We start from the raw sequence: 8503 nt of genomic DNA on the forward strand, positions 1-8503 counted from the left end.
AGCTCGAGCGAACCCGGAATCCAGTATTGCAGGGCGGTGAGTACTGGATCCCGGGTTCATTCGCAGCTTCGCTGCTCATGCCCCGGGATGACAGCCGGGAGTGCAGCGCGCGCTGCGGTCGACAAGGTGCTCGCAGCCCATCCTTCGAGACACCCGGCTTCGCCCTTCGGGCTACGCCGGGTTCCTCAGGATGACGCCGAGCGTGTGTCGGCGAGCGTGTTGCAAGACCGAGACGGGTCGAGCCCGACCGGACTCGAGCCGGACCGGACTCAGAGGCTCGGCGGCACCGCGGTGGGGGCGGCGAGCTTGGCTTCCAGCGCGGCGATGCGGGTCTTCAGCGCCTCGTTTTCCTCGCGGGCGAGCCGCACCATGTCCTTCACCACGTCGAATTCCTCGCGCTTGACCAGATCGAGGTCGCGCAGAAACTTCTCGGCCTGGGTGCGCACGACGGTATCGACCTCGCGCTTGACGCCCTGGGCGGCGCCGGCGGCGTCGTTCATCAGGCGTCCGATCTCGTCGAAAAGCCGGTTGTTGGTCTGAGTCATGTCGTACTCCGGTGCTATGCGAAATGGCCGCGTTGACCTGACAATGGCGATGCCGGGGCCGCGCCGCAAGGCCGCGCCGACAGGCCAAGCCTTGCCACGTTTCGCGCCCCTTGTAATCGTGACCACGCCATTGGCAAGACCAACGCCGCGTACCCGCCCCGCCCGAAACCCGCCCTGCGCCCTATCCCGGCGCCGGCTTTCATCGTAAGTCGACCCGATGCCATTCCTCACCCTCGCCTTTCCCGTGTTCGACCCGATCGCCGTGGCGCTCGGCCCGATCGTGATCCGCTGGTACGCGCTGGCCTATATCGGCGGCATCGTGATCGGCTGGTTCTACGCCCGCGCGCTGCTGAAGAATCAGCGGCTGTGGGGCGGTCCGTCGCCGATCCCGCTGATCGCCTGGGACGATTTCATCCTGTGGGTGACGCTCGGCATCATCCTCGGCGGCCGCACCGGCTATGTGCTGTTCTACAATCTGGATTTCTTCATCCAGCACCCCGCCGAGATCTTGCAATTGTGGAAGGGCGGCATGTCGTTCCACGGCGGCTTCATGGGCTGCGTCATCGCGGTGCTGGCGTTTTGCTGGACGCGCAACCTCTCGGTGCTGTCGCTCGGCGACGTCACCTGCGCGGTCGGCCCGATCGGGCTCTTGCTCGGCCGCCTCGCCAATTTCATCAACGGCGAATTGTGGGGCCGGCCGGCCGACGAGACCGTGCCGTGGCGCATGGTGTTTCCCAATGGCGGGCCGCTGCCGCGACATCCCAGCCAGCTCTACGAAGCGGCGCTGGAAGGCGTGCTGCTGTTCACCGTGCTGGCGCTGATGATTCGCTTCGGCGCGCTGAAGCGCCCCGGGCTGATCCTTGGCAGCTTCATCGGGCTGTATGGCGCGGCGCGAATCGTCGGCGAATTCTTCCGCGAGCCCGACCCGCAGCTCGGCTTTCTGTGGGGCGGGCTCACCATGGGCATGTTGCTGTCGGTGCCGATGGTGATCGTGGGCGCAGCGCTCGCGCTGTGGGCGTGGCGCCGCGCGGCGTTGACCGCACCCGCGCCGGCGCGGCAAACTCTCAGCTGAAATCGGAGTTCGCCGTGACCGAGCCGTTGTCGCTTCAGGACGTCATCAAGCAGCTGATCAAATCCGCCGGCCCGATGCCGGTGTGGCGCTATATGGACCTCTGCCTGACCCATCCGGCATTCGGCTATTACGTCTCGCGCGATCCGCTCGGCCGCGAAGGCGACTTCACCACCGCGCCGGAAGTCAGCCAGATGTTCGGCGAATTGCTCGGGCTGTGGGCGGCCTCGGTGTGGAAATCGATCGGCTCGCCGCAACTGGTGCGGCTGATCGAACTCGGCCCCGGGCGCGGCACCATGATGGCGGATGCGCTGCGCGCGCTGCGGGTGGTGCCGCCGCTGTTCCAGGCACTGCAGGTCCATCTGATCGAGATCAACCCGGTGCTGCGCGAAAAGCAGAAGGCGACGCTGGCCGGGATGCCGAACCTGCATTGGCACCAGAGCCTCGACGAGGTGCCGGGCGGCAGCACCATCATCTTCGCCAACGAATATTTCGACGTGCTGCCGATCCACCAGATGGTGCGCGGCGAGCGCGGCTGGCACGAGCGCACCGTGGAAATCGGCGACGGCGACCGGCTGCTGTTCGGCATGGCGCCGGAGCCGGCGCCGCATTTCGAGCAGCTGCTGCCGCCCTTGGTCCGCGCCGCGCCGCAGGGCGCGGTGTTCGAGTGGCGGCCGGACGCCGAGATCATGAGCATCGCCAGCCGGGTGCGCGAGGAAGGCGGCGCCGCGCTGATCATCGACTACGGCCATCTGCGCGGCGACGCCGGCGACACCTTTCAGGCGATCGCCAAGCACAGCTTCGCCGACCCCTTGCAGAATCCCGGCCGTGCCGACGTCACCGCCCATGTCGACTTTCAGGCCTTGGCGCGCGGCGCCGAAGCGGTGGCGGCGCGGGTGCACGGCCCGGTGACGCAGGGCGAATTCCTCCGCCGGCTCGGCATCGAGAACCGCGCGGTGGCGCTGATGGCCAAGGCCAGCCTCGAAGTCTCCGAAGACGTCGCGAGCGCACTGAAGCGGCTGGTCGAAGGCGGCCGCGGCGGCATGGGCTCGATGTTCAAGGTGATGGCGGTGTCGGAGCCCGATCTCGCGCAGATCGCCGGCCTCAGCGACCAGCCCGACGCCGCACGGATCGCCGCGCAATGACCATTACCTCGCCGCTGCTGGCAGGCCTCCCCGGCCTGCGTCACGCCTTCTTCACCCGCGACGGCGGCGTCTCGGAGGGAATTTACGCCGGGCTCAACGCCGGCGTCGGCTCGCAGGACAACCCCGCGCATGTCGCGGAAAACCGCAGCCGCATGGCGGAGGCGCTCGGCGTCGCGCCCGAGCGGTTTCTCACCGCCTATCAGGTGCATTCGCCGGACGTCGTGGTGGCGGAGGCGCCGTGGGATTCGGCGTCGCGGCCGAAGGTCGACGCCATCGTCACCCGGGTCGAGGGGCTGGCGATCGGCGCCACCGCGGCGGATTGCGGCCCGGTGCTGCTGGTCGATCCCGACGCCCGGGTGATCGGCGCGGCGCATGCCGGCTGGAAAGGCGCGCTGACCGGCGTGGTGGAATCCACCGTTGCGGCGATGCAGCGGCTCGGCGCGGAGCGGCACAACATCCGCGCGGCGATCGGGCCGTTGATCCGGCAGGCGAGTTATGAAGTCGGCGGCGAATTCGTCGATCGCTTCGTCGCCGCCGATCCCGGCTATGCGCGGTTCTTCGTGCCGGCGACGCGCGAGGGTCACGCGATGTTCGATCTCGCCGGGCTGATCCGGCTGCGGCTCGAGCAGGCCGGCGTCGGCGCGATCGACGACATCGGCCTCGACACCTATCCGGACCAGCGGTTTTTCAGCTACCGCCGCTCTGTCCACCGCAAAGAACCGGATTACGGCCGCCACGTCCACGCCATCGCGCTGCACGGACGGCCGGCGTAACCACCTCAAATTCAAATCAAATTTTTCGCAGGCCGGCAGCCTCCTGGTGACGCTGCCGGGCCGCTGTGGCCTCGCCGCCCTAGACCTTAACGGATTTTAACGATATCGCTGCTGGCCACCGTCGGGGTCTCCCCCGACCCCCACCAGCGATTCGGACGGCATGCGACTTCAAACTCTGACAGCCCATCGGACGCCGGCGCGGTTGCTGCGCGGCGCGCTGCTGCTGGCGGCTTTGTGCGGGCTGGGCGGCTGCGTCAGCGACGGCGCGAACAGTGGCGGTCCCAGCGCGGCCTACGCGCAGATGGGCGGCGGCACAACCATCACGTTTGAATCGATCGACGGCCCGCCGCCGCAGGTGTTCGACCGCATGGTCAATCTGCTCGACAGCGAATCCAAGCTGCGCAACGTCGCGGTGGTGTCGCGCGAGGCGCCGGCGGCGTATCGGGTGCGCAGCTATCTGGCGGCACAGATCCGCGGCGGCCGCACCATGATCGCCTGGGTGTGGGACGTTTACGACCAGAATCAGCAGCGCGCGCTGCGCCTCTCCGGCGAGGAGCCGGCCGGCAAGTCCGGACGCGACGCCTGGGCGCAGGCCGACGATTTGGTGTTGCGGCGGATCGCACAGGCTGGCCTGAGCGGGCTCAGCGGTCTGGTCAATGCAGCCCCCGGCGAAACGCAGCCCGCTCCCGTCGTCCCCGACCGCAGCGGCCCGGCGATTGCCAGCAGCGACGAGAGTCCCGCGGGTACAGGCGCACTCGGCTTCGCCGCCGAGAGCTTCGCCACGCGTTAACAATTCGGACAGGTATACCGACAAAGCGGGGTTTTGCGCGTCAAAGCCGCAGCCAACGGGTTGCCACCCCCGGCGTGTCCTTGTTATGACCTCGCTTCGCCCAGTGAGCCACAGTTAGAGTAGACCGATATGCTGAACGTTGTATCCGCCAAGTCACGGGGAGAGGCGTCGATGTCGGGCAAGAACGGCTCGATCAAGCTGGTCGCCGGCAATTCCAATCGCGCGCTGGCGCAGGAAATTTCCAACTGGCTCGGCCTGCCCTTGACCAAGGCCGTGGTGCGGCGCTTCGCCGACATGGAAATCTTCGTCGAGATCCAGGAAAACGTCCGCGGCTCCGACGTCTTCATCATCCAGTCGACGTCGTTTCCGGCCAACGACCACTTGATGGAACTGCTGATCATCACCGATGCGCTGCGCCGGGCTTCCGCGCGCCGCATCACCGCGGTGATCCCGTATTTCGGCTACGCCCGGCAGGACCGCAAGGCCGGCCCGCGCACCCCGATTTCCGCCAAGCTGGTCGCCAACCTGATCACCCATGCGGGCGCCGACCGCGTCATGACGCTCGACCTGCACGCCGGCCAGATCCAGGGCTTCTTCGACATCCCGACCGACAACCTGTACGCCTCGCCGGTGATGGTGCGCGACATCCGCGATCGCTTCGACCTCAGCAAGGTGATGGTGGTGTCGCCCGACGTCGGCGGCGTGGTGCGCGCCCGCGGCCTCGCCAAGCGCATCAACGCGCCGCTCGCGATCATCGACAAGCGCCGCGAACGCGCCGGCGAGTCCGAAGTCATGAACGTGATCGGCGAGGTCGAAGGCTACACCTGCATCCTGGTCGACGACATCGTCGATTCCGGCGGCACGCTGGTGAATGCCGCCGACGCGCTGCTCGCCAACGGCGCGGTCGAAGTCTACGCCTATATCACCCATGGCGTGTTGTCCGGCGGCGCCGCAACCCGCATCATCGGCTCCAAGCTGAAGGAGCTGGTGATCACCGACTCGATCCAGCCGACCGAGGCGGTGCGCACCACCACCAACATCCGCACGCTGTCGATCGCATCCCTGATCGCCGACGCGATCGGCCGCACCGCATCCGAAGAGTCGGTGTCGAGCCTGTTCGACTAAAATCCTCAGAGATCCCGTGTCCCGGACGCGGTGCAGCGCCTTGCGCTGCGCCGTGAGCCGGGACCGTTACAGGCGCCGCGTTCCGCAACGGCCCCGGCTCTGCAGCGCATCACGCCGCAAGAGCGGCGCGTTGCGCTGCGTCCGGGGCACGCAGAATCGTGATCGCCGAACTTGGGTTTGCTTCGCCAAGCGGAGCCAGAATTGCTTACACGATCCCCGCCGCGACCTGGCCGCGCAGCCGCTCGAAGCTGAGCAGGGTGTCGGCGCAGGCCTGTGCCACCTCGGCGCCCTTGGCGGCGAACAATTCGAGGAAGTCGCCGAACTCCGGCGCGGTGTCGTCGAACATCTGCGGCGTCAGCACCGCGGAAAACACCGGCACGTCGGTGCGCAGCTGCACGTCCATCAGCGCCTGGATCACGGTCGGCGCGACGAAGCCGGTAAGCCCGCCGTCGACCACGAGACCCGCCGCGACGATCGCGGTGTAACGCCTCGTCTTGGCCAGCGTCTGCACGTGCAGCGGAATCTCGAACGCGCCCGGCACCTCGAATAGATCGACCTGCGACGGCGCGATGCCGCGGACTTCGATCTCCGCCAGGAACGCGCCGCGGCACGCCGCGACCACGTCGCGGTGCCACGACGACTGCACGAAGGCGATGCGCTGCGGTTTGGCGAAGCGCGGCCGTTCGGCCACGGCGGCGGACGGATCGCTGAGAGTCTCGGTCATGGATTGAACTTTCGTCGTCATCATCGGAGCCCGGAACTATGCCGAAAGCCGGCGCCCCCAGCAAGGCGGCGCACTGCGCGTGGCGCACCGCGATTCAAAAGTTAACGCCGCCGCGAGACTCGGCAAAGGTTAACAAATCACCACAGACTCGCATGACACGAATCCGATTCCGGTTTGTTCTCAAAATCGTACGATCAGCTGTGGACGGCGCCCGCTTTGCCTGTGGATGGGCCCACCACCCCGTTGCGCCGATTCCGCAAATCACATCATTTCATGCTTGCAAGCCTCGGATTGTTACTGGCTCGCTCAGTCCAGCGATCCGCACAGCGCGTCCTGCTTAGCGCTTGTGGGCCTGCCGCGTGCGTATCAACACATTCAAACTGAAGGTCGAGACGGCATGCCCATGCTCGAAGGCGTCATCGATTCCGGGAACAACCCGCTCGCGGTGGTCGAAGATATCGCGGCGACAAACGACTGGTCGTTCGAGCGCTCCGGCGAAGACGAGATTACCATCGTCTCCAAGGGCAATTGGACCGACTATCAACTCTCTTTCACCTGGATGAACGAGATCGAGGCGCTGCATCTGGCCTGCGCCTTCGACATGAAGATACCTTCGGCGCACCGCCCCGAGGTGCAGCGGCTGATCGCTGCGATCAACGAGCAATTGTGGATCGGGCATTTCGATATCTGGACCCACACCGGCATGATCATGTACCGTCAGGCGCTGGTGCTGCCGGGCGGATTGTCCGCCACCACCGCGCAGTGCGAGTCGATGCTGGTCAGCGCGATCCACGCCTGCGAGCGCTACTACCCGGCGTTTCAGTTCGTGGTCTGGGCCGGCAAGTCGGCCGCCGAGGCGATGACCGCGGCGATGTTCGACACCATGGGCGAGGCGTAAGCTAGGTCGGAGCGGGAGCGAGGCTCTCTCCCATCATCATCCTCGGCGCCGTCATCCAAGGTGCCCGAGCAACGCGAGGGCCTCGAAGGAGGCGGCCGCGAGACGCGGCGGCCCGCAAATTCCTTGCAGCCCATCCTTCGAGACGCCCGGCTTCGCTGCGCTTCGCCGGGCTCCTCAGGATGACGGCGGAATGCGTAGCATCGCAACACGACTGGCCGGATCGCGACCCGACAAATCCGATCGCCCCAGATCGCGGACCCCGCATAAACGCGCGCGCGACTCCCGGCGCGGTGATATGGTCCCGCATCTTGTAATCTGGGACATCGTGATGAGCATTTCCAAGAAACCACCGCTGGCGCAAATGACCGGCACCATCGTGCTGGCCGGCGCCGGCAAGATGGGCGGCGCGCTGCTGACAGGCTGGCTGGCGCAGGGGCTGGACGGCTGCAACGTCGCGGTGATCGAACCGCATCCTTCCGAGGAGATCGCAGCCCTCACCGCCCGCGGCGTCCGCTTCAACTCCTCGGCGCAGGATCTCGGCGCGGTGGCGGCGCTGGTGATCGCGGTGAAGCCGCAGATGTTTCGCGACGCCGCCGCCAAGCTGAAAAGCTTCGTCGCCCCCGGCACGCTGGTGGTATCTATCATGGCCGGGGTCACCACCGCGGCGATCTCGAAGGCCTGTGGCGGCAGCGTGGTTCGCGCGATGCCGAATACCCCGGCGGCGATCGGCCGCGGCATCACCGTCGCGGTGCCGGGCCACCACGTCAACACCGAGCAACGCGCCACCGCCGACGCGCTGCTGCGCGCCACCGGCGCGGTGGAATGGGTCGACGACGAGAGCCTGATCGACGCGGTCACCGCGGTGTCCGGTTCGGGCCCGGCCTATGTGTTCCTGCTCGCCGAGGAATTGGCCCGCGCCGGCGTCGAAGCCGGGCTGCCGGAGGATCTCGCGACCAAGCTCGCCCGCGCCACCGTGGCGGGCTCCGGCGAATTGCTGCATCGCTCCGAACTCGATGCCGCGACGCTACGTAAGAACGTCACCTCGCCCGGCGGCACCACCGCCGCGGCGCTCGAGGTGCTGATGGCGGATGACGGCTTCCAGCCGCTGCTCAGCCGCGCCGTGGCGGCGGCCAAGCGCCGCTCGCAGGAATTGGCGAAGTAATCGCTGAGCAATCGGCGAGGTCGGCAACACCCAAGGCGCCGTCATCCTTGAGGCGCTCGCCGAGCGCGCCCTTGCGCGGCGAGCCTCGAAGGATGCGGCTGCGCGACGCGGCGCCCACACGACTGCGCGGCCCATCCTTCGAGACGCCCGGCTTCGCGCTACGCGCTTCGCGGGCTGCTCAGAGCCTGTGAATCTTTCATTTTGGTTGGCATGTCTGCTTTGGCATGATTCAATTTTGCAGCGATCAGGGAGTTGCTGCGATGGCCGAGAAG

Annotated in this window: 9 protein-coding genes; 7 read left to right on the forward strand and 2 right to left on the reverse strand. The window is 67.1% G+C overall.

All coding sequences use genetic code 11. The features are described 5' to 3' along the window. Positions 1 to 269 precede the first annotated feature (269 nt). The gene (locus HNR60_RS23765; RefSeq protein ID WP_184262886.1) at positions 270 to 545 is read right to left on the reverse strand and encodes an accessory factor UbiK family protein; all 276 of its coding nucleotides are present in this window, start codon (positions 543 to 545) and stop codon (positions 270 to 272) included. A 217-nt stretch (positions 546 to 762) separates the two neighbouring features. Between HNR60_RS23765 and lgt the strand changes: the two genes are divergently transcribed. The 5 genes from lgt to HNR60_RS23790 all read left to right on the forward strand — a co-directional run bounded on the left by lgt (position 763) and on the right by HNR60_RS23790 (position 5447). Beyond that, positions 763 to 1617, forward strand: coding sequence for a prolipoprotein diacylglyceryl transferase (gene lgt, locus HNR60_RS23770; RefSeq protein ID WP_184262888.1), 855 nt, complete (start codon positions 763 to 765; stop codon positions 1615 to 1617). A 14-nt stretch (positions 1618 to 1631) separates the two neighbouring features. Next, complete coding sequence (locus tag HNR60_RS23775) at positions 1632 to 2759, forward strand: SAM-dependent methyltransferase (RefSeq protein WP_184262890.1); 1128 nt, start codon at positions 1632 to 1634, stop codon at positions 2757 to 2759. Beyond that, the gene (gene pgeF / locus HNR60_RS23780) at positions 2756 to 3532 is read left to right on the forward strand and encodes a peptidoglycan editing factor PgeF (RefSeq protein ID WP_184262892.1); all 777 of its coding nucleotides are present in this window, start codon (positions 2756 to 2758) and stop codon (positions 3530 to 3532) included. The genes HNR60_RS23775 and pgeF overlap by 4 nt, the downstream gene beginning before the upstream one ends. 160 nt (positions 3533 to 3692) lie before the next feature. Then, positions 3693 to 4322 (forward strand): hypothetical protein, encoded by a 630-nt coding sequence (locus tag HNR60_RS23785; RefSeq protein ID WP_184262894.1) that lies wholly within the window; start codon positions 3693 to 3695, stop codon positions 4320 to 4322. Positions 4323 to 4493: 171 nt separating this feature from the next. Continuing rightward, positions 4494 to 5447: a ribose-phosphate pyrophosphokinase gene (locus tag HNR60_RS23790; RefSeq protein ID WP_184262900.1), complete on the forward strand. Its 954-nt coding sequence runs from the start codon at positions 4494 to 4496 to the stop codon at positions 5445 to 5447. Positions 5448 to 5652: 205 nt separating this feature from the next. On the opposite strand, the gene HNR60_RS23795 is transcribed toward HNR60_RS23790, so the two are convergent. Then, the gene (locus HNR60_RS23795) at positions 5653 to 6171 is read right to left on the reverse strand and encodes a 6,7-dimethyl-8-ribityllumazine synthase (RefSeq protein ID WP_184262896.1); all 519 of its coding nucleotides are present in this window, start codon (positions 6169 to 6171) and stop codon (positions 5653 to 5655) included. 397 nt (positions 6172 to 6568) lie between these two features. Between HNR60_RS23795 and HNR60_RS23800 the strand changes: the two genes are divergently transcribed. Both HNR60_RS23800 and proC read left to right on the forward strand, forming a co-directional pair. Beyond that, positions 6569 to 7069 carry a type III secretion system chaperone family protein gene (locus HNR60_RS23800; protein ID WP_011471874.1) on the forward strand — a complete coding sequence of 167 codons (501 nt, stop codon included), beginning with the start codon at positions 6569 to 6571 and terminating at the stop codon, positions 7067 to 7069. Positions 7070 to 7397: 328 nt separating this feature from the next. After that, positions 7398 to 8231, forward strand: a complete 834-nt coding sequence (proC, locus tag HNR60_RS23805; protein WP_184262898.1) for a pyrroline-5-carboxylate reductase — start codon at positions 7398 to 7400, stop codon at positions 8229 to 8231. Positions 8232 to 8503 lie beyond the last annotated feature (272 nt).

It is taken from the genome of Rhodopseudomonas rhenobacensis (genome assembly GCF_014203125.1).
Classification (GTDB): domain Bacteria; phylum Pseudomonadota; class Alphaproteobacteria; order Rhizobiales; family Xanthobacteraceae; genus Rhodopseudomonas_A; species Rhodopseudomonas_A rhenobacensis.

Bases quoted from the DNA above. Each gene is read 5' to 3' on its own strand.
- HNR60_RS23765 (WP_184262886.1), bottom strand. From the start codon at position 545: ATGACTCAGACCAACAACCGGCTTTTCGACGAGATCGGACGCCTGATG.
- pgeF (WP_184262892.1), top strand. From the start codon at position 2,756: ATGACCATTACCTCGCCGCTGCTGGCAGGCCTCCCCGGCCTGCGTCAC.
- HNR60_RS23795 (WP_184262896.1), bottom strand. From the start codon at position 6,171: ATGACCGAGACTCTCAGCGATCCGTCCGCCGCCGTGGCCGAACGGCCG.
- HNR60_RS23785 (WP_184262894.1), top strand. From the start codon at position 3,693: ATGCGACTTCAAACTCTGACAGCCCATCGGACGCCGGCGCGGTTGCTG.
- HNR60_RS23790 (WP_184262900.1), top strand. From the start codon at position 4,494: ATGTCGGGCAAGAACGGCTCGATCAAGCTGGTCGCCGGCAATTCCAAT.
- HNR60_RS23800 (WP_011471874.1), top strand. From the start codon at position 6,569: ATGCCCATGCTCGAAGGCGTCATCGATTCCGGGAACAACCCGCTCGCG.
- proC (WP_184262898.1), top strand. From the start codon at position 7,398: ATGAGCATTTCCAAGAAACCACCGCTGGCGCAAATGACCGGCACCATC.
- lgt (WP_184262888.1), top strand. From the start codon at position 763: ATGCCATTCCTCACCCTCGCCTTTCCCGTGTTCGACCCGATCGCCGTG.